The sequence below is a fragment of the Curtobacterium sp. MCLR17_051 genome (assembly GCF_003234395.1).
GTDB classification, from domain to species: domain Bacteria; phylum Actinomycetota; class Actinomycetes; order Actinomycetales; family Microbacteriaceae; genus Curtobacterium; species Curtobacterium flaccumfaciens.
On the sequence record NZ_QKTA01000008.1, the window covers coordinates 12,867 to 37,531 of the forward strand.

Here is a 24,665-nt window from a genome sequence, read left to right on the forward strand (position 1 = left end):
TCCGGCGCTACGCTCAGCGGATGACCACAGCCGCCCCGAACCCTCCCGAGGTTCGCACCGTCGAGCGCCAGGGCCTCGACGTCATCGCCGAGTCCGATCGGAAGGGCACCCCGAGGGGGCTGTTCTGGCCGTGGTTCGCCGCCAACATCTCCGTGCTCGGCATCGCCTACGGGGCGTTCGTCATCGGGTTCGGCATCTCCTTCTGGCAGGCCACCGCCGTCTCGGTCGTCGGGGTGGTGTTCTCGTTCCTGCTGTGCGGCGTGGTCGCGATCGCCGGCAAGCGGGGGTCGGCGCCGACGATGGTGCTGAGCCGTGCGGCGTTCGGCGTGCGGGGCAACCGGGTGCCCTCGTTCCTCAGCTGGGTCCTCACCGTCGGGTGGGAGACCTCGCTCGCCGCACTGGCGGTCCTGGCGACCTCGACGGTCTTCACCGAGCTCGGCTGGGACGGCGGGGTGCTGACGAAGGTCGTCGCGCTGGTCGTCGTCGCCGCGCTCGTGGTCGGGGCCGGCGTCGCGGGCTTCGACGTGATCATGCGCCTGCAGACCTGGACCACGGTCATCACGGGGGTGCTCACCGTCGTCTACATCGTGCTCGCGGTGCCCTCCATCGACTTCGCCGCGATCGCCGCGATGCCGTCCGGCAGCGGTCAGCAGGTCATCGGGGCCCTGGTCCTGGTGATGACCGGCTTCGGCCTCGGCTGGGTGAACGCTGCTGCCGACTACTCCCGGTACCTGCCGCGGGCCGCGTCCACCGGTGGGGTCGTCGGGTGGACGACCTTCGGCGGCGCACTGGCCCCGGCGATCCTCGTGGTCTTCGGCGTCCTGCTCGCCGGGTCGTCGCCGGACCTGAACGCCGCCATCCAGGACGACCCGATCGGCGCGCTCACCACCATCCTGCCGATCTGGTTCCTCATCCCGTTCGCGATCGTGGCGATCCTCGGGCTCGTCGGGGGAGCGGTCCTCGACATCTACTCGTCGGGCCTCGCGCTGCTGAGCGTCGGCGTGAAGATCCCGCGGCCGGTCGCAGCCGGGGTCGACGGCGTGTTCATGGTGGCTGGGGCGATCTACATCGCGTTCTTCGCCGAGTCGTTCGTCATCCCGTTCCAGGCGTTCCTGATCACCCTCGGCGTCCCGATCGCGGTGTGGGCCGGCATCTTCGTCGCCGACGTCCTCCTGCGCCGACGCGCCTACGCAGAGGCCGAGCTCGACGACCGCCGCGGCCGCTACGGTGACGTCCGGTGGGGCGCGATCGCCCTGGTCGCCGTCGGCACGGCGCTCGGGTGGGGGCTCGTCACGCTGGCGTCACCGGCGTGGCTGTCGTGGCAGGGCTACCTGCTCGGCCCGTTCGGCCTCGGTGGCCGCGAGGGGCCGTGGGCCTACGCGAACCTCGGCGTCCTCGTCGCCCTGGTCGTCGGGTTCCTCGGCACGCTGCTGTTCGCTCGCGGCTCGATCCGCCGCCAGGAAGCACTCGCCACGCCGGAAGCGCCGAGCACCCCGGACGACCTGCGATGAGCGCGGCGATCCCCGACGACGCCTGGCTCGTCGTCATCGACATGCAGCAGGTCTTCACCGGCGAGAACCCGTGGGCCGCCCCGCGGTACGATCACGCCGGCGCCGGCATCGAGCGGCTCCTCCCGCGGTTCACGGGCCGCACGGTCTTCACCCGCTTCGTGGCTCCGGCGGAGCCCGAGGGTGCGTGGGTGCCGTACTACCGCGACTGGCCCTTCGCACTGGTCCCGGACGCCGACCCGCTGTACGCGCTCACCGAGCCGTTCGCATCGGCGGCAGCGGACCGGAACGACCCCGTCGTGACGGAACCGACCTTCGGCAAGTGGGGGACGAGCCTCCAGGCCGTCGTCGGCGACCACCCGCACCTGGTGCTCACGGGGGTGTCGACTGACTGCTGCGTGCTGTCGACCGCGCTGGCGGCGGCCGACGCGGGTGCGACGGTGACCGTCGTGGCGGACGCCTGCGCCGGCGGGACCGACGAGGACCACGACCGCGCGCTCGCGGTGATGCGGCTCTACGCCCCGCTCATCACGGTCGTCGACTCGGTCCCGGAGCTCTGAACAGACGCACGGGGCCCGGACCCGGCACGGTCAGACCGAGCGCGTAGAGTGCTCACGTGCCCGCAGTCAACCTCGGTATGCCCAAGTCCCCCGAAACCCTCGCTCCGCGTCGCAAGTCGCGGCAGATCCGGGTCGGCAAGGTGCTCGTGGGCGGCGACGCCCCGGTGTCCGTGCAGTCGATGACCACGACGCAGACCACCAACATCAACGCGACGCTGCAGCAGATCGCCGAACTCACGGCCTCGGGCTGCGACATCGTCCGGGTCGCCGTCCCCACGCAGGACGACGCCGACGCGCTGGCGATCATCGCGAAGAAGTCGCAGATCCCCGTGATCGCCGACATCCACTTCCAGCCGAAGTACGTCTTCCAGGCGATCGACGCCGGCTGTGCCGCCGTCCGCGTCAACCCGGGCAACATCCGCAAGTTCGACGACCAGGTCGGCGCGATCGCCAAGGCCGCCAAGGACGCCGGCGTCTCGCTCCGCATCGGCGTGAACGCGGGGTCGCTCGAGCCGAGCCTGCTGCAGAAGTACGGCAAGGCCACCCCCGAGGCGCTCGTCGAGTCCGCCGTGTGGGAAGCCTCCCTGTTCGAGGAGCACGACTTCCACGACTTCAAGATCTCGGTCAAGCACAACGACCCGATCGTGATGGTCAAGGCCTACCGGCAGCTCGCCGCCGCCGGTGACTGGCCGCTGCACCTCGGCGTGACCGAGGCCGGCCCGGAGTTCCAGGGCACGATCAAGAGCGCCACCGCGTTCGGCATCCTGCTGGCCGAGGGCATCGGCGACACCATCCGTGTGTCGCTCTCCGCCCCGCCCGCGCAAGAGGTCAAGGTCGGCCTGCAGATCCTGCAGTCGCTCAACCTGCGCGAGCGCAAGCTCGAGATCGTCTCCTGCCCGAGCTGCGGTCGCGCGCAGGTCGACGTCTACCAGCTCGCGAACGACGTCACCAAGGGGCTCGAGGGCATGACCGTCCCGCTCCGCGTCGCCGTCATGGGCTGCGTCGTGAACGGCCCGGGCGAGGCGCGCGAGGCCGACCTCGGCGTCGCCTCGGGCAACGGCAAGGGGCAGATCTTCGTCAAGGGCCAGGTCGTCAAGACCGTGCCCGAGGCCGAGATCGTCCAGACCCTCATCAACGAGGCGAACCGCATCGCGGACGAGATGGGTCCGGCCGCCGCCACCGGCACGCCCCAGGTGATCATGGCGCCGTAGGCGCGACCACTCTCCGACCGGAGGCCCGGTGCCAGCTGGCACCGGGCCTCCGGTCCGTCGTCGTGCGGCGCCGACGCTGGCGCCAGCGCCGGTCGGCACGGTGCGCGCTTCGCGAGCGGCCGCCGGGTTGATCGCCCGGTGCGAGGCTGCAGGCGCGCACGGAGCGGCTGGTGCCGCACCGGGCGATGAACCTCGCACGGTGCGGCTCTGCTCCGCGTCGCAGGCGGCGCCCGCGGCGCGGGCGACGCACCGCGGACCGGCCCGGAGGCCGGCTGTGGCTGCTCGACGCGCGTCCCCTCCGCACGGTGCGGACTTCGGGAGCGGCCGCCGCGTTGATCGCCCCGTGCGAGGCTGCAGGCGCGCACGGAGCGGCTGGCGCCGCACGAGCCGGCGAACCGCGCACCGTGCCGAACCGCGCCGCTCGCGCCCAGCGGCGGGGACACCGCAGCGAACCCGCGCCGTCGGCCCGTCGCCACTAGGCTTGCCCCGTGGTCACACGGCTTTCGCATCTGTTCCTCCGTACGCTCCGCGACGACCCCTCCGACGCCGAGGTGACGAGCCACAAGCTGCTCGTCCGCGCCGGGTACGTCCGTCGCCAGTCCCCGGGGATCTTCGCCTGGCTGCCGCTCGGCCTCCGGGTGCGCGCCAAGATCGAGGCGATCATCCGCGACGAGATGGTCGCAGCCGGTGCGCAGGAGGTCCTGCTGCCCGCGCTCCTGCCCCGTGAGCCGTACGAGGCGACGAACCGCTGGACCGAGTACGGCGACGGCATGTTCCGCCTGCAGGACCGCAAGGGTTCCGACTACCTGCTCGCACCCACGCACGAGGAGATGTTCGCGCTCCTGGTGAAGGACCTGTACTCGTCCTACAAGGACCTGCCGGTCACGCTGTTCCAGATCCAGGACAAGTACCGCGACGAGGCCCGGCCCCGCGCCGGACTCCTGCGCGGCCGCGAGTTCACCATGAAGGACGCGTACTCGTTCGACCTCACCGACGAGGGCCTCGAGCGCAGCTACCAGGTCATGCGCGACGCGTACGAGAAGATCTTCGCCCGCCTCGGCCTCGACTACGTCATCGTCAAGGCCGACGCCGGCGCGATGGGCGGCTCCAAGTCCGAGGAGTTCCTGCACCCGATCGGCGTCGGCGAGGACACCTTCGTCCGCAGCGCCGGCGGCTACGCGGCCAACGTCGAGGCGTACGTCACCCCCGTCCCCGAGTCGCTGCCGATCGAGGGCCAGCCGGAGCCCGTGCTGCTGCCGGCGTCGGACACCCCGACGATCGACACGCTCGTCGCCCACGCGAACCAGGTCGCGCCGCGCGAGGGTGCACCGTGGACCGCGGCGGACACGCTGAAGAACGTCGTCCTCGCGCTCACCCACCTCGACGGCACGCGCGAGGTCGTGGTCGTCGGCCTGCCCGGTGACCGTGACGTGGACCTGAAGCGCGCCGAGGTGTCGTTCGCCCCGGCCGAGGTCGAGGCTGCCGGCGACGACGACTTCAAGAAGCACCGGGGCCTGGTGAAGGGCTACATCGGCCCGCAGGTCCTCGGCGCCGACAGCGCCACCGGCCTCCGCTACTTCGTCGACCCGCGTGTGGTCGACGGCACGAGCTGGATCACCGGCGCCAACGAGCGCGGCGTGCACGTGTCCGGCCTCGTCGCCGGCCGTGACTTCGTGGCCGACGGTGTCGTCGAGGTCTCCGACGTCCGCGCGGGTGACCCGTCCCCGGACGGCTCCGGCCCCCTCGAGACCGCGCGCGGCATGGAGATCGGGCACGTGTTCCAGCTCGGTCGGAAGTACGCCGAGGCGCTCGGTCTCAAGGTGCAGGACGAGAACGGCAAGCTCGCCACGGTCACGATGGGCTCGTACGGCATCGGCGTGACCCGCATCCTCGCGATCCTGGCCGAGTCCCACAACGACGAGAAGGGCCTGGTCTGGCCGAAGAACGTCGCGCCGTTCGACGTGCACATCGTCGCCACCGGCCGTGACCAGGTCGCCTACGAGCTGGCGGCGTCCGTCGTCGCCGAGCTCGAGGGCGAGCGGTTCGACGTGCTGTACGACGACCGCCCCAAGGTCTCGCCCGGTGTGAAGCTCCGTGACGCCGAGCTGCTCGGCATGCCGATCGTCGTCGTCGCCGGCCGCGGCGCCGCCGAGGGCGTCGTCGAGCTGTGGGACCGCGCGACCGGCGACCGCCGCGACGTGCCGGTGGCCGACCTGCTCGACGCGGTCCGCGCGATCTAGACGCGACCCCTGACGGACAGCAGGCCCGTGGCGACGCCGCCACGGGCCTCCTGTCCGTCTCCTGGTTCTGGGGTACGCTTGTGGCCGACTTCTGCGCAGTTCCACCCCGCAGGAGCGACTCATCTGAATACGGAGGCACCTCGGTGAAGATCGATCTCGCAGTCCTGCGACTCATGGAGCGCGAGCGGGAGATCCCGTTCGACGAGCTCGTCCAGATCATCGAATCTGCCATCCTGACCGCCTACCAGAAGCACGCCGACGAGAACGGCGAGCCGGCCCACGCGCAGTCGCGTGTGGAGCTCGACCGCAAGTCCGGCGAGGTCAGCGTCTACGTCCCCGAGCTCGACGACGAGGGCACCGTCATCGGTGAAGCCGTCGACCAGCCGAGCGACTTCGGACGCATCGCGGCCTTCGCGGCGAAGCAGGTCATCAACCAGCGCCTGCGCGACATCGGCGACGACAAGATCCTCGGCGAGTTCCGCGGCAAGGAAGGCGACATCGTCGCGGGCGTGGTCCAGCAGGGCCCGAATCCGAAGATGGTGCACGTCGACCTCGGCACGATCGAGGCGATCCTGCCGCCCGAAGAGCAGGTGCCGGGGGAGTCGTACAAGCACGGCTCCCGCATCCGCGTCTACGTGACGAGCGTCGCCCGCGGCAACAAGGGCCCGCAGATCATCGTGTCGCGCACCCACCCGGGCCTCGTCCGGAAGCTCTTCGCACTCGAGGTCCCGGAGATCGCGTCCGGTGTCGTCGAGATCACCTCGCTCGCCCGCGAAGCCGGCCACCGCACGAAGATCGCCGTCAAGGCGAACGAGCCCGGCGTGAACGCGAAGGGCGCCTGCATCGGCGAGCTCGGCGCACGTGTCCGGGCCGTCACGAACGAGCTCGGTGCCGAGAAGATCGACATCGTCGACTACTCGTCCGACCTCGCATCGTTCGTCGCGAGCGCCCTGTCGCCGGCCAAGGTGACGAGCGCGTTCGTGCTCGATGCCTCGACGAAGGCCGTCCGCGCGCTCGTGCCGGACTACCAGCTGTCGCTCGCGATCGGCAAGGAGGGGCAGAACGCCCGCCTCGCCGCGAAGCTCACCGGTGCCCGCATCGACATCCAGCCGGACTCCATCCTGGACGGCGAGGACTAGGACGATTTCGCTCCCGGCGCGCCCTGCGAGGGCGCGCCGGATCGCGCACGTCCGAGGCAAGGAGTAGAGTGGTTCCCGTCAGAACGTGCATCGGCAGTCGTCGTCGCGCTTCCCGATCCTCCCTCCTCCGAGTCGTCGCCCTGAGCGATGGCCGTGTCGTGGCGGATCCGAAGGCAGTCATGCCGGGCCGGGGAGCGTGGCTCACACCGACCGTCGATGCCTACGATCTGGCCGTCAAGCGCAGGGCTTTCCGCCGTGCGCTCCGGTTGGATCGCGATCCCGACACGTCCGCGGTGCTCGACCACATCGTCGGTCTCCCACAGGAACCGGCCGAGCGCCCGGACATGACAGAACAGGCTGAACGGCTTATGGACAACTGATGAGCGGCTCGAAATGAGACCCGTCATCCATTGAGTCCTGCCCCTTCACGGGGTGGGACCCGTGAAGGAGAACAGTGGCTAAACCACGCGTACACGAGATCGCAAGCGAACTCGGCGTCGACAGCAAGACCGCACTCGAGAAGCTCAAGGAGCTCGGCGAGTTCGTCCGGGGTGCCAGCTCGAGCATCGAGCCCCCCGTGGCACGGAAGCTCCGTGCCGCCCTCCAGGCAGACGGCGCCCCCGCGGCGAAGCCCGCCGCCTCGGCCTCCGCGCCGAGCGCACCCGCCAAGGCCAGCGCGCCGAAGTCGAGTGCACCCAAGCCCGGCGGTCCCCGTCCGGGTCCGGCTCGTCCGGCACCGGCTCCCGAGCCCGAGGCCCCGGCAGCACCCGCTGCCGACGTGCCCGCGCCGGCCGCACCGAAGTCCGTCGCCCAGCGACAGGCCGAGGCCGAGGCAGCGCAGAAGGCCCGCGCCGAGAAGCAGGCCGCTGAGAAGCAGGCCGCCGAGCAGGCAGGTGGGTCGACCGACGCTGCTCCGAAGTCCGACGCCGTGAAGCCGGGCACCAGCCCGAAGGCTCCCGCGGCAGCCGGTCCGAAGCCGGGTGGCCCCAAGCCCGGTGCACGTCCGGGCAACAACCCGTACTCGTCGAACCAGGGCATGGGCTCGCGCCCGCCGCGCCCCGGCAACAACCCGTACTCGTCCAACCAGGGCATGGGCCAGCGCCCGGCCGCCGGCGCAGCCGGTGGCGGTGGCATCCCGCGTCCGCAGCCCCCGCGTCCGGGCACGCCCCGTCCGGGTGCTCCGCGTCCGGGTGGTCCCGGTCAGGGCAACCGTCCCAACGGCTTCGGGCAGCGCCCGGGCCAGGGTGGTGGCCGTGGCGGCCCCGGTGCCCGTCCGGGTGCCGGCGGCGGTGCCGGTGGTGGCTTCCCGCGTCCGGCCTTCAGCGGCCCGCGTCCCGCCGGTGGCGGTGGCCGTGGTCGTGGCCCCGGTGGTGGTACCGCCGGTGCGTTCGGTCGCGGTGGCGGCAAGAGCCGTGCCCGCAAGTCGAAGCGGACGAAGCGCGCCGAGTACGAGATGCGTCAGGCCCCGTCGCTCGGCGGTGTGCAGGTCCCTCGTGGCGACGGCAACACGGTCGTCCGACTCCGTCGTGGTGCGAGCATCTCGGACTTCGCGGACAAGATCGACGCCATGCCCGGCAACCTCGTGACGGTGCTGTTCCACCTCGGTGAGATGGCGACCGCGACCGAGTCGCTGGACGAGGCCACGTTCGAGGTCCTCGGTGACGAGCTGGGCTACAAGATCCAGATCGTCTCGCCCGAGGACGAGGACAAGGAGCTCCTCGAGGGCTTCGACATCGACCTCGACGCAGAACTCGAGGACGAAGACGACGACGTGCTGCAGCAGCGGCCGCCGGTGGTCACCGTCATGGGTCACGTCGACCACGGCAAGACCCGCCTCCTCGACGCGATCCGCAACTCGAAGGTCGTCGAGGGCGAGGCCGGTGGCATCACCCAGCACATCGGTGCGTACCAGATCGTCGCGCAGCACGAGGGCATCGACCGCCCGATCACCTTCATCGACACCCCGGGTCACGAGGCCTTCACGGCCATGCGTGCCCGTGGTGCCCAGGTGACGGACATCGCGATCCTCGTGGTCGCGGCGGACGACGGCATCATGCCCCAGACCATCGAGGCGTTGAACCACGCGCAGTCGGCCGGTGTGCCGATCGTCGTGGCGGTCAACAAGATCGACAAGGAAGGCGCGAACCCCGCCAAGGTCCGCCAGCAGCTCACCGAGTACAACCTGGTGGCCGAGGAGTACGGCGGCGACGTCATGTTCGTCGACGTGTCGGCGCGGCAGAACATCGGCATCCAGGAGCTCCTGGACGCCGTGCTGCTCACCGCGGACGCCGGTCTCGACCTGCGTGCGAACCCCGACAAGGACGCCCGTGGTGTCGCGATCGAGGCCCGGCTCGACAAGGGTCGCGGTGCAGTCGCCACGGTCCTCATCCAGTCCGGCACGCTCCACGTCGGTGACGCCATCGTGGCGGGCACGGCCTACGGTCGAGTCCGTGCGATGACGGACGAGAACGGGGTCGCGGTCAAGGCCGCGACGCCGAGCCGCCCGGTCCAGGTGCAGGGTCTGTCCTCGGTGCCCCGCGCCGGTGACACCTTCCTCGTCACGGAAGAGGACCGCACGGCGCGTCAGATCGCTGAGAAGCGTGAAGCCGCCGAGCGCAACGCCCTGCTGGCGAAGTCGCGCAAGCGCATCTCGCTCGAGGACTTCACCCGTGCGCTCGAAGAGGGCAAGGTCGAGTCGCTCAACCTCATCATCAAGGGTGACGTCTCCGGTGCCGTCGAGGCACTCGAGCAGTCGCTCCTGGACATCGAGGTCGACGACAGCGTCCAGCTCCGCATCCTGCACCGCGGTGTCGGTGCGATCACGGAGTCGGACATCGACCTCGCCACGATCGACAACGCCATCGTCATCGGCTTCAACGTCCGTCCGGACGTCAAGGCCCGTGAGCGTGCGGCGCGCGAAGGCATCGACGTGCGCTTCTACTCGGTCATCTACAACGCACTCGACGACATCGAGCAGTCCCTCAAGGGCATGCTCAAGCCCGAGTACGAAGAGGTCCAGTCGGGCGTCGCCGAGATCCGCGAGGTGTTCCGTTCCTCGAAGTTCGGCAACATCGCGGGTGTCATCGTCCGCTCCGGCACGATCACGCGCAACGCCAAGGCGCGCGTCATCCGCGAGGGTGTTGTGGTCGCCGATGGCCTGGCCATCGAGTCACTGCGTCGCTTCAAGGACGACGTGACCGAGGTCCGCACGGACTTCGAAGCCGGTATCGGTCTGGGCAAGTTCAACGACATCCAGATCGGCGACGAGGTCGAGACGACCGAACTCGTTGAGAAGCCGCGCGACTGATCGCGTGACTCCTCTGGGCCCCGGCCTCCCCGCGCGGGAGGCCGGGGCCCGACCCCTTTCCCACGCAGGACCACCGGCGGGAAGCGTCCCGCCACTGCCTCAGGAGGCACCCAATGGCCGATCCGCAGCGCGCACGCAAGATGGCGGACCGCATCAAGGAAGTCGTCGCACGTCGACTCGACAAGGGTCTGCGGGACCCGCGACTCGGGTTCGTCACGATCACCGACGTCCGTGTGACCGGTGACCTGCAGCACGCGTCGATCTTCTACACCGTCTACGGCACCGACGAGGAGCGTGCGGACTCCGCCGCGGCGCTCAAGGCCGCGACCGGCATGCTCCGGTCCGAGGTCGGCAAGAACATCACCGCCCGGCTCACGCCGTCGCTCGAGTTCATCGCCGACGCCCTGCCCGAGACCTCGGCGCACATGGAGGACCTGCTCGTGCAGGCCCAGGTGCGCGACGAGCAGGTCCGCGCAGCCTCGGTCGGTGCGACGTACGCCGGCGACGCCGACCCGTACAAGCGCGACGAGGACGAGGACGACGACGCTGCCGAGACCGACGGCTCCGCCGAGCCGCGTTCCTAGACCCCGGGCAGCTGGTAGCCGCTCGCGTCGTCCCCGACGGCCAGTCCGTCACGCAGGAGCGACGCGAGCGCCCGGTGCCGCTGGTCGGCGTCCGGCCACACCGGTTCGATCTCGGACCGGGTGACCGGCACGTCGCTGGCGCGCAGCTCGGCCATGATCAGGCCGCGCACCTGGCGGTCACTGCCGGCGAACTTCGCCTGCCGAGGAGCCCGCGGCCCGTCGTGCTCCGGGTACCCGGCCGCACGCCACGCGCAGCGGTCTGCGATGGGGCACGCATCGCACGCGGGGGAGCGGGACACGCACACCAGCGCGCCGAGCTCCATCACCGCGGCGTTCGTGGCAGCTGCGTCGTCGCGGTCCGCCGGCAGCACGGACTCCATGAGCGGGAGGTCCTGCTTCGCCTTCGCCGGCCCGGGTTCGCCCTGGCCGAGGACCGCACGTGCGAGCACGCGGCGCACGTTGACGTCCACGACCGGGTGCCGGTCGCCGTACGCGAAGACCGCGACGGCGCAGGCGGTGTAGTCGCCGATGCCCGGCAGGGCGAGCAGGGCGTCGACGTCGCGGGGCACGACGTTGCGGTGTTCGTTCGCGATGGCGGTCGCCGCCGCGTGCAGCGCGAGCGCGCGTCGCGGGTAGCCGAGCCGGTCCCAGGCACGCACCGCCTCGGACGGGGGCGAGTCCGCGAGGTCGCGAGGCGTCGGCCACCGGGTGAGCCACGCCTCCAGTCGGGGCACCACGCGCGCGACCTGCGTCTGCTGCAGCATGATCTCGCTGACGAGCGTCCCCCACGCGGGGAAGCCTGGGCGGCGCCACGGCAGGTCCCGCGCCTGCTGCCGGAACCACGCGATCAGCGGGGTCGCGATGTCGGGCCGTTCCGGCGTGGCCGGCTCCTGCACACCGCGTCGCGCGGTCGGTTTGTCCACATCCGGTCTGGAGGCCCGACTCGCGTTCACCTCGACAGCCTACGGTGGACGCATGGCACGCTGGGCACCCGAAGAGACCGACACGATGGCTGCGATCGCTGCAGAGGCGATCGCGCAGGTCGGCACGAACCGCACCGTCATCGGCGTCGACGGGCAGGACGGCACCGACCTCGAGCGGGTCGCGGCCGCGCTCGTCACCGGTTTCGAGCAGCACGGGATCTCCGCGATGGCCGCCGCCGCGCCGTCCGCCGACCAGGACACGCTCCGGTCCGACCTGGTGACGCCCTTCCGCACGACCGGAGCCGGTGACGGTGTCCTGATCGTGCACGGACGAGGCATCCTGGCTCACGGGGTCCGTACCCTGTGGCGCTGGTCGCTGTGGGTCGAGCAGGAGTCCGGCCGACTCGAGCGTCGTGCCGACGTGAAGATCGCGGCCTCCGCGGTGCTCGACGTCACCGATCCCGAGCACCCCCGCCGCGAGTGGAACGACGCCTGCTGACCGGCGCTGGTAATCTCGCCTGGTGCTCGAAACCGCGCCGGACGGCATCCTCCTCGTCGACAAACCGCAGGGGATCTCCAGCCACCGGGTGGTCTCCATCGCCCGTCGCCGCCTCGGCCTGAAGAAGGTCGGCCACGCCGGCACCCTCGACCCCATGGCGACGGGGCTGCTGCTGCTCGGCATCGGGCCGTCCACCCGGTTGCTCACGCACCTGGTGGGCCTCGACAAGACCTACACGGCGACCATCCGGCTCGGTGTCTCCACGGACTCCGACGACGCCGACGGCACGCCGACCGCTGCTGTCGGTGTGGCCGCTGCCGACGTATCGGACGACGCCGTCGAGACCGCCGTGGCAGCACAGCGGGGCGTGATCGACCAGGTCCCGTCCACGGTCAGCGCGATCAAGGTCGACGGGCGCCGTGCCTACGACCTGGTGCGCAAGGGCGAGGCGGTGGAGCTCAAGTCCCGCACGGTGACCGTCTCGCAGTTCGACGTGACGACGCGGAACGAGCGGACCGTCGCGGTCGACGGCACCGACGTCGCCGTGGTGGACCTCGACGTCGTCGTGACCTGCTCGTCGGGCACCTACGTCCGTGCGCTCGCCCGTGACGTCGGCGCTGCCCTCGGCACCGGGGCGCACCTCGTCGCCCTCCGTCGGACCCGCGTCGGACCGTTCGACGTGCAGGACGCCATCGACCTCGAGGACGACGCCGTCGACGTCCGCGCCGCGCTCGCACGTCCGGCGGACATCGCCCGGCGACTCTTCTCGTCGGTGACGCTCGACGCAGCCTCGGCGAAGGACCTCACCGACGGCAAGCGTGTCGCGGCCGAGCACCCCGACTCGGACGGACCGGTGGCAGCGGTCACCGCGTCCGACGACCGGCTGGTCGGCCTCGTCTCCGTCCGCCGCGGACTGCTCCGGGTCATAACGAACTTCCCGACGCCCGGTGCGTCGTCCTCCTCGCAGACCGGAGCCCGCGCGTGATCGAGTGGTACATGTGGGTGCAGCTGGTGCTCGCCGTCGTGGTGGGGCTCTTCGCGGTCGTCGTGGGGTTCATCGGCTGGAAGCCGAACGACTACACCGTCGGCGCCCTCGTGCTCATCGAGTTGCTGCTCCTTGCGCAGGGCGTCATCTCGATCGTGCTGCCGGCGACGGGCAGCCCGCCCGACGGCAACGCGCTCGAGTTCGGGGTGTACGCCGTTTCGGTGCTGCTCGTCCCACCGGCCGCGGTCGTGTGGGCGCTGATCGACCGCACGAAGTGGAGCACCGTGGTGCTCGGCGCGGGGGCCTTCACCGTCGCGGTGATGGTCTACCGGATGTACCAGATCTGGTTCGCGCTGAACTGACGCCGGAGGTCATGCGCGCAGCCGCGCGTCGGTAGAATCGGTGCAATGGCGACCAGATCCTCACTCGCGACCGGCATCGGCCGCGTCCTCATCGCCGTGTACGGCATCCTCGCGCTGGCGGCGACCGGACGCAGCGTCGTGCAGATCATCGAGAAGTTCTCGTTCGCACCGTTCGCGTACACACTCAGTGCCATCGCTGCCGTCGTCTACATCGTCGCGATGATCGCGCTCATCGTGCCCGGCCGGTTCTGGTACCGGGTCGCCTGCGTCACGATCGTGTTCGAGATGACCGGCGTGCTCGTCATCGGCACCCTGTCGCTGTTCGACCGCCAACTGTTCCCCGACGACACCATCTGGTCGTACTACGGCTTGGGCTACGCCTTCGCGCCGCTCGTGCTGCCGATCGCCGGGCTCTGGTGGCTCCGCAAGCACCACCGCACCGCGGTCACCGAGCCGTCGGCACCGGCTGCGTCTTCGTCCACCGCCCCGGCGAGCGAGTAGGAGCCACCGTGCAGTTCTACGAGGACACCGCCGACGTGGCGGACGGGTTCGGCCCGAGCGCCGTCACCATCGGCAAGTTCGACGGCGTGCACGTCGGGCACCGAGCCGTCATCGCACACCTCGAGCGCGCCGCCCGCGAGCACGACCTCGTGGCCACCGTGGTCACGTTCGACCGCCACCCGCTCAACGTCATCGACCCGCCGCACGTCCCGCCGGCACTGACCAGCACCGCGCAGCGCCGCGAACTGCTCGAGGAGGCCGGGGTCGACGCCACCCTGCTGCTCCGCTTCGACCAGGAACTGCAGTCGAAGTCGCCCGAGGCGTTCGTGTCCGAGATCCTCGTCGACACCCTGCACGCCCGGCTCGTCTTCGTCGGCAGCGACTTCCGCTTCGGTGCGAAGGGCGCCGGTGACGTCGCGCTGCTCCGGACCCTGGGGGAGCAGCACGGCTTCACCGTCGAGCTCATCGACGACGTGGACCTCATCGACGACGTCCGACCCGACGGTGAGCGCCGGGTGTCCTCCACCTGGATCCGTGAGCTCCTGGGCCAGGGCCGCGTGGCCGAGGCCGCACGACTCCTCGGGCGGGAGCACGCCGTGCGGAGCGTCGTGGTGCACGGCAACCAACGCGGCCGGGCGATGGGGTACCCCACCGCGAACCTCGACCCAGCGTGCGAGGGCTTCGTTCCCGCCGACGGCGTCTACGCCGCCCGGGTGCTGCACGACGGGACCGTCTACCCGGCAGCGGTGTCGGTCGGCAACAACCCGACGTTCGAGGGTGTGCCCGCGAAGCAGATCGAGGCGCACCTGCTCGACGTCGACATCGACCTGTACGGCGATCGGATCTCCGTGCTCTTCGTGTCGTACGTGCGCGGCATGGTCAAGTTCTCGTCGATGGACGAGCTCGCCGCGCAGATGCGGCAGGACGACCTGGACATCCGGCTGCTGCTCGGACTGCCCGCGCCGGTCTGACCTGCCGAGCACGCTGAAGCGGCCACCGCGAACGACGCCCCCGTGACCATCGGTCACGGGGGCGTCGTTCGTGCTGCGGAGGCTCAGCCGCCCAGGGCGTCGAGCCAGATCTTGCGGGCGTCGAGGGCTTCCTGCGCGTCCTTGATCTTCCGGGCATCACCGGTGGCCTGCGCCGCGGCGAGCTCGGACTGGAGCTTGCCGATCGCGTCTTCCAGCTGGCTCGCGAGGCCGTTCTGACGGGCCTTGCGCTCCGGGTTCGATTCCTTCCAGTGCGCGTCCTCGAGCCCACGGACGTGGTCCTCGATGGCACGCAGGCGGTCCTCGACCCGACGGACGTCACCGCGGGGGACCTTGCCGATCTCGTCCCAGCGGCGCTGGATGCCGGTGAGGGTCTTGCGCGCGGCGACCCGGTCGGTCGCCTGCAGGAGCGGCTCGGCCTCGGTCAGCAGGGCCTGCTTCGCCTCGAGGTTGACGGAGAACTCTTCGTTCTCGGCTGCGCTCTCGGCGTGGCGCTGCTCGAACAGGACGTCTCCGGCGGCCTTGAAGCGCGCCCAGAGTGCGTCGTCGTGCCGCTTGCCGGCACGCCCGGCGTTCTTCCAGTCGTCGAGGAGCTGGCGGTAGTCCGGGATCGCATCGGAGCCGCGGGGTGCGAGGGCCTCGGCCTGCGCCACGAGCTCCTGCTTGCGAGTCCGGGCGTCACGGTGCTGTGCGTCCAGCTCGGAGTAGAACGCACGACGGTGCTGGTCGACGGTGGACCGCGCTGCGCGGAACCGCTTCCAGAGGTCGTTGGCCTCGTTCTTGGGGATCCGCGGCCCGTCGTGCTGGTGCTGCTGCCAGCGCGCGAACACGTCGTCGAGCTGCGCCGTGATCTGCTTCCACTGCGCGCGTGCGGGGTCCACCGCGGCGAGTGCCTCGGCTTCCTCGACCAGGGCGGTGCGGTGCGCCAGGGCGTCCTGCAGCGCCTGCTGCGCCTGTTCCGCCTGCTCCTTGGTGAGCGAGCCGAGCTGCTCGGTGAGCGCGCCCACGCGGGTCTCAAGCGACTTGATGTCACCCACCACGCGGGCGTCGGCGACCAAGGCGGTCAGGTGCTCGACCGTCCGGGCGACGTCGTTCGCCGACGCACCGCGCTGGACGCGCTGCTCGGCGATCTTCACCTGCCCCTCGAGGTCGGCGTACTTCCGCGCGAAGTAGGCGAGGGCTTCTTCGGGGGTGGCGTCCGGGTACTCACCGACAGCACGTTCGGTCTCTTCGTACCGGACGTACACGGTCCCGTTCTCGTCGACCCGCCCCCAGGTCGTTGCTTCGTCAGATCCCACAGGTCTCGCCTCGATCGTGGTCGTGCATCGCCGACGTCACCGTCGGCACGGTCAGGTCGTCAGCCTATTGCACGGACGGGCTCCGCCGCCCGACCGGTGCGACGGGTTGTGGACTACTTCTGCTCCGCGATGGTCGCGTCGGTGATCTTCGTCGCCACCTTCGGCTCGCCGGTGCCGTCGCGGCCGGGGGACGCGATGCCCTTCGAGGCGATCTCCGACTCGAGCTCGGACAGCCCGCTCGTGACCTTGCCGACGACCGTGTAGCCGCCCGTCGAGCTGTCGAGCGTGGTGTCCCCGTAGACGATGAAGAACTGCGTCGACTGCGAGTACGGGGAGTCCGACCGTGCGATCGCGATCGTGCCCTTCTCGTAGACGCCGTCATCCGGCACGTTCTCGAGCGGGCCGTACTCGAAGCCGGCGTCGCCGGTGCCGTCGCCGTTCGCGGAGCCGCACTGCAGGAACTTCAGGCCGTCGCTGTCGGCGAGCCGGTGGCAGGTGGTGCCGTTGTAGAACTGTTCACGGATCAACGAGATCTCGGCACTCGCGGCCTGCGGGGCCTTCGCACCGTCCAGCTCGATGCCGAGGTCGATGCTCTTGTTGAGCGTGAGCGTGCCGGTCCAGGTCGCGCCCTTCGCGATCGACTTGCTCGGCACGTCGCCGGTGTTGCCGGCCGTGGCGCTGGCCGACGGCGTGGCCGTTGACGACGCGGAGGCGCTCGGGGCCGGGGCGTCCGACCCCCGCGACCCGGCGAAGGCGAGCTGCGACCCGGTGGCGAGGGCCGCGACGAGGACGAGGGCACCGGCACCGATCAGGTTGTCCCGCACGCGGCGGCGTCGCTGCCGCTCGTGGAGGCCCTGGCGGGCCTGGTAGAGGCGGAGGCGCTCGCGCGCCTCTCGGTTGTCACGCGCTGGGTTCTTCGGTGCCACGGTGCTGGTCTGCCCTCTCGTCGCAGTGTGCAACGAGCGTAGCCGAACGGTCACCACCACCACCTGGCGGGAGGCGCGGCCTGCGTCGGTGGACCGGCCTACGATTGCAGGATGGCAGCGGATCGTTCGGGAATGCACGCGCCCACCACGGGTGGTCGCGCCGGTCTCGCGCAGGGTTCCGTCCCGCTCGCCGTCCGGATGCGCCCCACCAGCCTCGACGAGGTCGCCGGTCAGCAGCACCTGCTCGGCCGGGGTTCGCCCCTGGTGCAGCTGGCCACCGGCACGCGTGAGAACCCCGGCGGGGTCTCCGTGATCCTGTGGGGACCGCCCGGTACCGGCAAGACCACGCTGGCGCAGGCCATCGCTCGGCAGTCCGGTCGCGAGTTCGTGGAGCTCTCCGCCGTGACCGCCGGCGTGAAGGACGTGCGCGAGGTCATGGAGAAGGCCCTGACCCACCGCGACCTGTACGGGTCGACCACGGTGCTGTTCCTCGACGAGATCCACCGGTTCAGCAAGGCCCAGCAGGACGCCCTGCTGCCCGGGGTCGAGAACGGGTGGGTCATCCTGATCGCCGCCACCACCGAGAACCCGTCGTTCTCGGTCATCTCGCCCCTGCTGTCCCGCTCGCTGCTCCTGACGCTCAAACCGCTCACCGATCCCGACCTCGGCATGCTCGTCGACCGTGCGGTGGAGGACCCCCGCGGGCTCGGCGGTGCCGTCGTCCTCGGTGACGAAGCCCGCAGCGCGATCATCCGCCTCGCGTCCGGCGACGCCCGACGTGCCCTGACCGCGCTCGAGGCTGCGGCGGCGTCGGCCACCGCCGCACAGGACGAGGACGACGACACCGTGCCCGTCGTCGACGCCGACACCGTCGCGGCCGCGGTCGACCGGGCCCTGCTGCGCTACGACCGACAGGGTGACGAGCACTACGACGTCATCAGCGCCTTCATCAAGTCGGTGCGGGGGAGCGACGTCGACGCCGCCCTGCACTACCTCGCCCGGATGATCGAGGCCGGCGAGGACTCCCGGTTCATCGCGCGGCGGATCATCATCTCCGCGTCCGAGGACATCGGCATGGCCGACCCGCAGGCGCTGCCCATCGCGGTCGCCGCGGCCCAGGCCGTGCAGCTCATCGGGATGCCCGAGGGGCGGATCCCGCTGGCCGAGGCCGTCGTCTACCTGGCGACGGCGCCGAAGTCGAACGCCGCCTACAACGGCATCAACCAGGCGATGGCCGACGTCAAGGCGGGGCGCATGGGCACGGTCCCGATGCACCTGCGCGACGCGCACTACGCCGGGGCGAAGCGCCTCGGGCACGGCAAGGGGTACGTCTACTCCCACGACGCCGAGCACGGGGTCGCCGAGCAGCAGTACCTGCCGGACGCACTCGAGGGCACCGAGTACTACACGCCGACGGCCAACGGTTACGAGCGCGAGGTCGGGCCGCGGCTCGAACGACTCCGGAAGATCACACGCGGCCACTAGCGTCGGTGCTTCTGCGCTCGCCCCGATGCTGCTAGCATTGCCGGGCCTACGTCCTGGTCCTCGAGCACGGCTGCGTCGAGGACAGAGTGCCACTCCGGTGGTACGGGGGCAGAGGTTCGGACTGTAGCCGTCCGATCCCACAGGCTCATCCCTCTGGATCCCGTCGTCGGGGCCACCTGCACTCGCGTGCCCGGCCTCCGGTGAGTATTCAGTTCGAACAGAGAAAAGGACCCTGTGTCTACCAAGTCACGTACCCGCAGCAAGACCCGCCTGTCGCGCGCACTCGGCATCCCGCTGACGCCGAAGGCCGCCCGTTACCTCGAGAAGCGCCCCTACGGGCCCGGTGAGCACGGCCGTACGCGCCGTCGTGCGGACAGCGACTACGCCGTCCGCCTCCGTGAGAAGCAGCGTCTGCGCGCCCAGTACGGCATCCGCGAGAAGCAGCTCCGCATCGTCTTCGAAGAGGCCCGCAAGACGAAGGGCCTGACCGGTGAGAACCTGGTCGAGCTCCTCGAGCAGCGCCTCGACGCCCTCGTGGTCCGTGCCGGCTTCGCCCGCACCACCGCGCAGGCCCGTCAGCTGATCGTGCACCGCCACATCCTGGTCGACGGCAAGCTCGTCGACCGCCCCTCCTTCCGCGTCAAGGAGGGCCAGCTGATCCACGTCAAGGCGAAGTCCGAGTCGATGGAGCCCTTCCAGGTCGCCGCTGCCGGTGGCCACCAGGAAGTCCTCCCGAAGGTCCCGGGCTACCTCGAGGTCGAGATCGAGAAGCTCCAGGCCCGCCTCGTGCGTCGCCCGAAGCGCGCCGAGGTCCCCGTGACCTGTGAAGTGCAGCTCGTCGTCGAGTACTACGCAGCTCGCTGATCCACTGATCACACCCGAACGGCGGGTCGTCCTCTCGAGGGCGACCCGCCGTTCGGCGTTCCGGCACCGCCTCCGCTTCGCAACACGCCGTCGTCTCGGCGACGCGCCGCCGGGTGCGCGAGACGCCTCTGATTTCGGCGGCGTCCTGCCGACACGACGGCGTCTTGCGGACGGGGACGCGCGGAAGTGCCCGGCGACTAAGCTTGTCCGGGCATGCACCGCCCGGGTGCACAGAGGGAGAGGCACCGTGAAGCAGCTGTTCTTCGTCGCCGTCGGCATCGTCATCGGGTTCGCCGTCGCACACCGGGTCGCCCAGACCTCCGGTGGCGCCCGGCTCTTCGCCGAGGTGAACGCCAAGACGAAGGCCTTCACGGGTGCCGTCGCGGAGGGCTACCGGTCGCGCGAGGCCGAGCTCCGTACCGACGTCTGAGCGCTCCGACCGAGCAGCCTCGACCCTCCTCCACCCACGACCTGAACCCAGGAAGCACCATGCAGACCGCAGAGATCCGCCGCCGTTGGCTCCAGTACTTTGGTGACCGCGGCCACACCGTCGTCCCGTCCGCGTCCCTCGTCTCCGACGACCCGTCGCTCCTCTTCACGGTCGCCGGCATGGTGCCGTTCATCCCGTACCTGACCGGTCTCATCCCGGCGCCGTTCCCGCGGGCGACGAGCGTGCAGAAGTGCATCCGCACGAACGACATCGAAGAGGTCGGCAAGACCCCGCGCCACGGCACGTTCTTCCAGATGAACGGCAACTTCTCGTTCGGCGACTACTTCAAGGAGCAGGCGATCCAGTTCGCCTGGGAGTTCCTGACCAACCCGGAGACCGACGGCGGACTCGGCTTCTCGCCCGACGACCTCTGGGTCACCGTCTACGAAGAGGACGACGAGGCGATCGGCTTCTGGAAGCAGCACTCCTCGCTGCCCGACGAGCGGATCCAGCGCCTCGGCAAGGACACCAACTACTGGTCGACCGGACAGCCCGGACCGGCGGGTCCCTGCTCGGAGATCTTCTTCGACCGTGGCCCCGAGTACGGCATCGACGGCGGCCCGGCGACGGACGATGACCGGTACGTCGAGATCTGGAACCTCGTCTTCATGCAGTACCAGATCGCCGACGTGCGGTCGAAGTACGACTTCGAGATCACCGGCGAGCTGCCGAACAAGAACATCGACACCGGTATGGGGCTCGAGCGCGTCGCCTTCATCAAGCAGGGCGTCGACAACATGTACGAGATCGACCAGGTGCGCCCGGTGCTCGACCGCGCAGCCGAGATCTCCGGCCGACGCTACGGCACCGTGCACGAGGACGACGTGCGGATGCGCGTCATCGCCGACCACGTCCGTTCCTCGCTGATGCTCATCGCCGACGGCGTGAGCCCGTCGAACGAGGGCCGTGGGTACATCCTCCGTCGTCTGCTCCGTCGCACCGTCCGCGCGATGCGCCTGCTCGGTGTCGAGGCGCCCACGTTCCCCGAGCTCTTCCCGGCGTCCCGCGACGCCATGCGCGACGCCTACCCCGAGGTGGCGTCCGACTACGACCGGATCTCCCGCATCGCCTACGCGGAAGAAGAGACCTTCCTCCGCACCCTGGCGCAGGGCACGACCATCCTCGACGTGGCCGTCGAGCGTGCGAAGCAGGACGGCGCCCCGTCGATCGGCGGCGACACGGCGTTCCTGCTGCACGACACCTTCGGGTTCCCCATCGACCTGACGATGGAGATGGCCGAGGAAGCCGGGGTCCACGTCGACCGCACGGCGTTCGAGACCCTGATGTCCGAGCAGCGTGCCCGGGCGAAGGCCGACGCGAAGAGCAAGAAGACCGCGATCGCCGACCTGAGCGTGTACAGCGCGTTCCGGGCCAAGGGCGAGACGACCTTCCTCGGCTACGACGCGCTCGAGGCCGAGACGCGCGTGCTCGGCATCATCGTCGGCGGTGTGAGCGTCGACCGTGCGGTCGCCGGTGACATCGCCGAGGTCATCCTCGGCGAGACCTCGCTGTACGCCGAGTCGGGCGGCCAGGACGCTGACCAGGGCTCGATCGTCGGCAACGGGTTCGACCTCGAGGTCCTCGACGTCCAGCGACCGGTCTCCGGACTGTGGAGCCACACCGTGCAGGTCCGCTCCGGCGAGGTCGGCGTCGGTGACGCCGCGAGCACCGTCGTCGACGCGGAGTACCGCCGCGGCGCGACCCAGGCACACTCCGCGACGCACCTGGTGAACGCGGCGCTCCGCGACATCCTGGGGCCGGAGGCGCTGCAGGCCGGTTCGTACAACAAGTCCGGCTACATGCGCCTCGACTTCTCGTGGTCGCAGCCGGTCTCGCTCGAGACGCGCTCCGAGATCGAGGAGGTCGTGAACACCGCGATCCGCACCGACCTCGAGGTCTCCACGCGCATCCTGCCCATCGACGAGGCGAAGGCCCTCGGGGCGCAGGCCCTGTTCGGTGAGAAGTACGGCGCCGAGGTCCGCATGGTCGACATCGGCGGCCCGTGGTCCCGCGAGCTCTGCGGTGGCACGCACGTCGCCTCGAGCGCGCAGATCGGGCTCGTCAACCTGGTGGGGGAGTCGAGCGTCGGTTCGACGAACCGCCGCGTCGAGGCACTGGTCGGGCTCGAGGGGTTCCGCGACCTCGCCGTCGAGCGCACGATCGTGTCGCAGCTCTCCAGCGCGCTCAAGGCTCCCCGTGCCGACCTGCCGGCCCGCGTGCAGAACCTGATGGAGGACCTCCGGTCCGCCCAGAAGAAGCTCGCCGAGTACGAGTCGGCGAACCTGCAGCAGCGCGTGCCCGCCATCGCCCGGAACGCCACCACCGTCGGTGCCACCACCGTGGTCGCCGAGACGGTCGACGGCCTGCAGTCCGGCGACGACCTGCGCTCGCTCGCCACCGGCGTGCGGGGCCAGCTCGGTGACGGCGCGGCCGTCGTCGTGCTCGGTGCCGTCGTGGGCGGCAAGCCGATCGTGATCGTCGCGACCAACGACGCCGCCCGTGCTTCGGGCGTGCAGGCGGGCCCCCTCGCGAAGGAGGCCGCCGGCGTGCTCGGTGGCGGTGGCGGCGGCAAGCCGGACCTGGCGCAGGGCGGCGGGACCGACGCTGCAGCGCTCCCCGCGGCGCTGCGTGCCGTGACCGCACGGCTCGCGGGCTGACCGTGGGCATCCGGTCCGGGCGGCGGCTCGGCGTGGACGTCGGACGCGCCCGGATCGGGGTCGCCGTGTGCGACCGCGACGGCCTGCTGGCGACGCCGGTCGAGACCGTCCGTCGTGACGACTCGAAGGACCTCCGGCGGATCCTCGAGCTCGCGGACGAGTACGACGTGCTCGAGGTCGTCGTCGGACTGCCGCTGTCGATGTCGGGTGGGGACACGGCCTCGACCGAGGACGCCCGCGTGTTCGCGGCCCGGATCGCGGCGCGTCGGCCGGTGCGCCTGGTCGACGAACGACTGTCGACCGTGACCGCCCAGCGAGGGCTGCACCAGGCCGGCAAGAACACAAAGAAGTCCCGGGCCGTGATCGACCAAGCAGCCGCTGTTATCATTCTGCAACACGCGCTCGACCACGAGCGCAGTGCCGGTGCCCCTCCGGGCACCACGCTTCCCTGACAGGGCTGCCCGGTACCGCACATGGGTGCTCTCGTCGTCAGCTGTGAGGACGACGGTGCCCAGGTGGAGTTCCCGACCGAGAGACCGAGGACGTTGGCAGACGATCTGGACTGGAACGCGATCATCGCGCCCGGCAACGACGCCGAGCGGCGGAAGGCGACTTCCGACCGCACGACAGGCACCGATGACCGCGACGACGCTGGTCAGGTGACCCCACCGCCGGCGCCTCCGATGTCCCGACGCGAAGCCCGCGCCCTCGAGGCCGAGCGGGCCCGCGTGGCAGCGACCGACGAGCCGCCGGCCGCCGAACGGACCACCGAGGCCCCGCCAGCCGCACGCGACGAACGCCCGGCGTCCCCCGCCGACGCACCGATCGCCTCCCGCCCCGAAGACCTGCACCCCGAGGTCGCCGCACTGCTGACCGGCGAGCTGCCGACCGAGCCCGCGGTGACCGCCGCGGCCGGCGGCTCCGGCGCCGACGGGACGGACGACGGTGACGCGACCGGCGGCGGTGATGCCGCGGGAGGCGGCGGACGCGGGGGACGAGGCGGCGGAGGACGCGCCTCCAGGCCGCCGCGCGAGCCACGGCCGAAGCGCCGGCGCGGACCGCTCGTCGCGGGGCTCGTCATCGTCGCGGTCGTGCTCGCTGCCGGCGTCGGGGCGTACACGTTCGCCGCACCCAAGATCCAGCAGCTCATCGCGGCGATCAGCGGCGCGCAGGAGCCCGACGACTACACGGGCAACGGCACCTCGAAGGTGACCATCACGATCAAGCAGGGCGACATCGGCGAGAACGTCGCCGCGACGCTACAGCGCAGCGGCGTCGTCAAGGACTCGAAGGTGTTCTACAAGCTCCTGCTGGCCTCGCCGGACGTGCAGTTCCAGCCCGGTTCGTACGCGCTGAAGAAGCAGATGAGCTCGAAGTCCGCGCTTGCCGCCCTGCAGGACAAGGACAACCGCGTCCAGGCGTCGATCATCATCCCGGAGGGCACGGCACTCGCCGACATCAAGGCCGGGATGGTCTCGAAGGCCGGCCTGACCGAGAAGCAGGTCGACGCGGCCGCGAAGGACCTGTCGGCCTACGACCTGCCGTCCGGCGTCACGACGCTCGAGGGCTGGCTCTTCCCCGCGACCTACCCGATCAACCCGGGCTGGACCGCCGAGCAGTACTTCAAGTCGATGGTCGACACCATGAAGGAGCACCTGTCCGCCGCCGGCGTCAAGGAGGCCGACCAGGAGCGCACCATCGTCTTCGCGTCGCTGGTGCAGAAGGAAGCCGGCCTCGCGGCCGACTACCCCAAGGTCGCCCGGGTGTTCCAGAACCGTCTCGACCAGGGGATGAAGCTGCAGTCCGACGCCACGGTCGCGTACGGCACGGGCAACACGCACACCGTCACGACCACGGACGCCGAGCGTGCGGACGCCTCGAACGAGTACAACACCTACGTGCACGAGGGGCTCCCGCCCGCACCGATCTCCAACCCGGGTGACATCGCGATCAAGGCCGTGACGAACGAGGCCCCGGGCAAGTGGCTGTACTTCGTGACGGTCGACCTGGAGTCGGGCAAGACCGTCTTCTCGGACACCTACGACCAGCACCTGGTGGCGGTCGAGCAGTTCCAGGCGTGGCTGCGGGCGCACCCCGACTACCAGTAGGCGACGACGTCGCACGGACGATCGCTGTG

The 24,665-nt window shown here is 70.6% G+C and carries 22 protein-coding genes; 19 read left to right on the forward strand and 3 right to left on the reverse strand.

The window, feature by feature from the left end:
• Window positions 1–20: 20 nt before the first annotated feature.
• The 8 genes from DEJ06_RS08755 (at window position 21) to rbfA (ending at window position 10,549) form a co-directional block, all read left to right on the forward strand.
• Window positions 21–1,511, forward strand: a complete 1,491-nt coding sequence (locus DEJ06_RS08755) for a cytosine permease (protein ID WP_111039066.1) — start codon at window positions 21–23, stop codon at window positions 1,509–1,511.
• A complete protein-coding gene (locus DEJ06_RS08760) occupies window positions 1,508–2,068 on the forward strand; it encodes a cysteine hydrolase family protein (RefSeq protein ID WP_111039067.1) in 561 nt (186 codons plus the stop codon). The genes DEJ06_RS08755 and DEJ06_RS08760 overlap by 4 nt, the downstream gene beginning before the upstream one ends.
• 56 nt (window positions 2,069–2,124) lie before the next feature.
• Window positions 2,125–3,279 carry a flavodoxin-dependent (E)-4-hydroxy-3-methylbut-2-enyl-diphosphate synthase gene (ispG, locus tag DEJ06_RS08765; RefSeq protein ID WP_171907786.1) on the forward strand — a complete coding sequence of 385 codons (1,155 nt, stop codon included), beginning with the start codon at window positions 2,125–2,127 and terminating at the stop codon, window positions 3,277–3,279.
• Window positions 3,280–3,767: 488 nt separating this feature from the next.
• A complete protein-coding gene (locus DEJ06_RS08770; RefSeq protein WP_027465763.1) occupies window positions 3,768–5,519 on the forward strand; it encodes a proline--tRNA ligase in 1,752 nt (583 codons plus the stop codon).
• A 143-nt stretch (window positions 5,520–5,662) separates the two neighbouring features.
• On the forward strand, window positions 5,663–6,658 hold the full coding sequence (gene nusA / locus DEJ06_RS08775; RefSeq protein ID WP_071414715.1) for a transcription termination factor NusA: 996 nt from the start codon (window positions 5,663–5,665) through the stop codon (window positions 6,656–6,658).
• A gap of 68 nt (window positions 6,659–6,726) precedes the next feature.
• Window positions 6,727–7,038 carry a YlxR family protein gene (locus tag DEJ06_RS08780; RefSeq protein ID WP_031259737.1) on the forward strand — a complete coding sequence of 104 codons (312 nt, stop codon included), beginning with the start codon at window positions 6,727–6,729 and terminating at the stop codon, window positions 7,036–7,038.
• A gap of 74 nt (window positions 7,039–7,112) precedes the next feature.
• Complete coding sequence (gene infB / locus DEJ06_RS08785; RefSeq protein WP_110864590.1) at window positions 7,113–9,965, forward strand: translation initiation factor IF-2; 2,853 nt, start codon at window positions 7,113–7,115, stop codon at window positions 9,963–9,965.
• 113 nt (window positions 9,966–10,078) lie between these two features.
• A complete protein-coding gene (rbfA, locus tag DEJ06_RS08790; protein ID WP_111039068.1) occupies window positions 10,079–10,549 on the forward strand; it encodes a 30S ribosome-binding factor RbfA in 471 nt (156 codons plus the stop codon).
• Here the strand turns inward: rbfA and DEJ06_RS08795 are convergent.
• Window positions 10,546–11,472 carry an A/G-specific adenine glycosylase gene (locus DEJ06_RS08795; protein WP_375537721.1) on the reverse strand — a complete coding sequence of 309 codons (927 nt, stop codon included), beginning with the start codon at window positions 11,470–11,472 and terminating at the stop codon, window positions 10,546–10,548. The two genes, rbfA and DEJ06_RS08795, sit on opposite strands and share 4 nt — an antisense overlap.
• A 52-nt stretch (window positions 11,473–11,524) precedes the next feature.
• Between DEJ06_RS08795 and DEJ06_RS08800 the strand changes: the two genes are divergently transcribed.
• The 5 genes from DEJ06_RS08800 to DEJ06_RS08820 are packed head-to-tail and all read left to right on the forward strand — an operon-like array spanning window position 11,525 to window position 14,790.
• Window positions 11,525–11,971 carry a hypothetical protein gene (locus DEJ06_RS08800; protein ID WP_111039069.1) on the forward strand — a complete coding sequence of 149 codons (447 nt, stop codon included), beginning with the start codon at window positions 11,525–11,527 and terminating at the stop codon, window positions 11,969–11,971.
• Between the two features lie 22 nt (window positions 11,972–11,993).
• Window positions 11,994–12,956 (forward strand): tRNA pseudouridine(55) synthase TruB, encoded by a 963-nt coding sequence (gene truB, locus DEJ06_RS08805; protein WP_111039070.1) that lies wholly within the window; start codon window positions 11,994–11,996, stop codon window positions 12,954–12,956.
• Window positions 12,953–13,318 (forward strand): hypothetical protein, encoded by a 366-nt coding sequence (locus DEJ06_RS08810; protein WP_071403707.1) that lies wholly within the window; start codon window positions 12,953–12,955, stop codon window positions 13,316–13,318. Before truB ends, DEJ06_RS08810 begins: the two co-directional genes overlap by 4 nt.
• Before the next feature lie 45 nt (window positions 13,319–13,363).
• Window positions 13,364–13,819, forward strand: coding sequence for a hypothetical protein (locus DEJ06_RS08815; RefSeq protein ID WP_071403708.1), 456 nt, complete (start codon window positions 13,364–13,366; stop codon window positions 13,817–13,819).
• Between the two features lie 8 nt (window positions 13,820–13,827).
• Window positions 13,828–14,790 (forward strand): bifunctional riboflavin kinase/FAD synthetase, encoded by a 963-nt coding sequence (locus DEJ06_RS08820; protein WP_071414720.1) that lies wholly within the window; start codon window positions 13,828–13,830, stop codon window positions 14,788–14,790.
• Window positions 14,791–14,873: 83 nt separating this feature from the next.
• On the opposite strand, the gene DEJ06_RS08825 is transcribed toward DEJ06_RS08820, so the two are convergent.
• Both DEJ06_RS08825 and DEJ06_RS08830 read right to left on the reverse strand, forming a co-directional pair.
• The gene (locus DEJ06_RS08825; RefSeq protein WP_181436738.1) at window positions 14,874–16,106 is read right to left on the reverse strand and encodes a DUF349 domain-containing protein; all 1,233 of its coding nucleotides are present in this window, start codon (window positions 16,104–16,106) and stop codon (window positions 14,874–14,876) included.
• Between the two features lie 113 nt (window positions 16,107–16,219).
• Complete coding sequence (locus DEJ06_RS08830; protein WP_146245821.1) at window positions 16,220–17,032, reverse strand: peptidylprolyl isomerase; 813 nt, start codon at window positions 17,030–17,032, stop codon at window positions 16,220–16,222.
• 132 nt (window positions 17,033–17,164) lie between these two features.
• Here DEJ06_RS08830 and DEJ06_RS08835 point away from each other — a divergent pair, with 132 nt between their 5' ends.
• The 6 genes from DEJ06_RS08835 (at window position 17,165) to mltG (ending at window position 24,636) form a co-directional block, all read left to right on the forward strand.
• A complete protein-coding gene (locus tag DEJ06_RS08835) occupies window positions 17,165–18,517 on the forward strand; it encodes a replication-associated recombination protein A (protein ID WP_084740335.1) in 1,353 nt (450 codons plus the stop codon).
• Window positions 18,518–18,751: 234 nt separating this feature from the next.
• Window positions 18,752–19,381, forward strand: coding sequence for a 30S ribosomal protein S4 (gene rpsD / locus DEJ06_RS08840; RefSeq protein ID WP_017887166.1), 630 nt, complete (start codon window positions 18,752–18,754; stop codon window positions 19,379–19,381).
• A gap of 247 nt (window positions 19,382–19,628) precedes the next feature.
• Window positions 19,629–19,811, forward strand: a complete 183-nt coding sequence (locus tag DEJ06_RS08845; RefSeq protein ID WP_111039071.1) for a hypothetical protein — start codon at window positions 19,629–19,631, stop codon at window positions 19,809–19,811.
• A gap of 59 nt (window positions 19,812–19,870) precedes the next feature.
• Window positions 19,871–22,528 (forward strand): alanine--tRNA ligase, encoded by a 2,658-nt coding sequence (gene alaS / locus DEJ06_RS08850; RefSeq protein WP_111039072.1) that lies wholly within the window; start codon window positions 19,871–19,873, stop codon window positions 22,526–22,528.
• 8 nt (window positions 22,529–22,536) lie between these two features.
• On the forward strand, window positions 22,537–22,980 hold the full coding sequence (gene ruvX / locus DEJ06_RS08855) for a Holliday junction resolvase RuvX (RefSeq protein WP_171907752.1): 444 nt from the start codon (window positions 22,537–22,539) through the stop codon (window positions 22,978–22,980).
• Between the two features lie 93 nt (window positions 22,981–23,073).
• Window positions 23,074–24,636: an endolytic transglycosylase MltG gene (gene mltG / locus DEJ06_RS08860; RefSeq protein WP_181436739.1), complete on the forward strand. Its 1,563-nt coding sequence runs from the start codon at window positions 23,074–23,076 to the stop codon at window positions 24,634–24,636.
• Window positions 24,637–24,665: the final 29 nt, after the last annotated feature.

What these genes read in the sequence shown, in the direction of transcription:
- DEJ06_RS08755 (WP_111039066.1), top strand. Translation starts at nt 21, where the DNA reads ATGACCACAGCCGCCCCGAACCCTCCCGAGGTTCGCACCGTCGAGCGC.
- DEJ06_RS08760 (WP_111039067.1), top strand. Translation starts at nt 1,508, where the DNA reads ATGAGCGCGGCGATCCCCGACGACGCCTGGCTCGTCGTCATCGACATG.
- rbfA (WP_111039068.1), top strand. Translation starts at nt 10,079, where the DNA reads ATGGCCGATCCGCAGCGCGCACGCAAGATGGCGGACCGCATCAAGGAA.
- DEJ06_RS08800 (WP_111039069.1), top strand. Translation starts at nt 11,525, where the DNA reads ATGGCACGCTGGGCACCCGAAGAGACCGACACGATGGCTGCGATCGCT.
- DEJ06_RS08815 (WP_071403708.1), top strand. Translation starts at nt 13,364, where the DNA reads ATGGCGACCAGATCCTCACTCGCGACCGGCATCGGCCGCGTCCTCATC.
- DEJ06_RS08835 (WP_084740335.1), top strand. Translation starts at nt 17,165, where the DNA reads ATGCACGCGCCCACCACGGGTGGTCGCGCCGGTCTCGCGCAGGGTTCC.
- alaS (WP_111039072.1), top strand. Translation starts at nt 19,871, where the DNA reads ATGCAGACCGCAGAGATCCGCCGCCGTTGGCTCCAGTACTTTGGTGAC.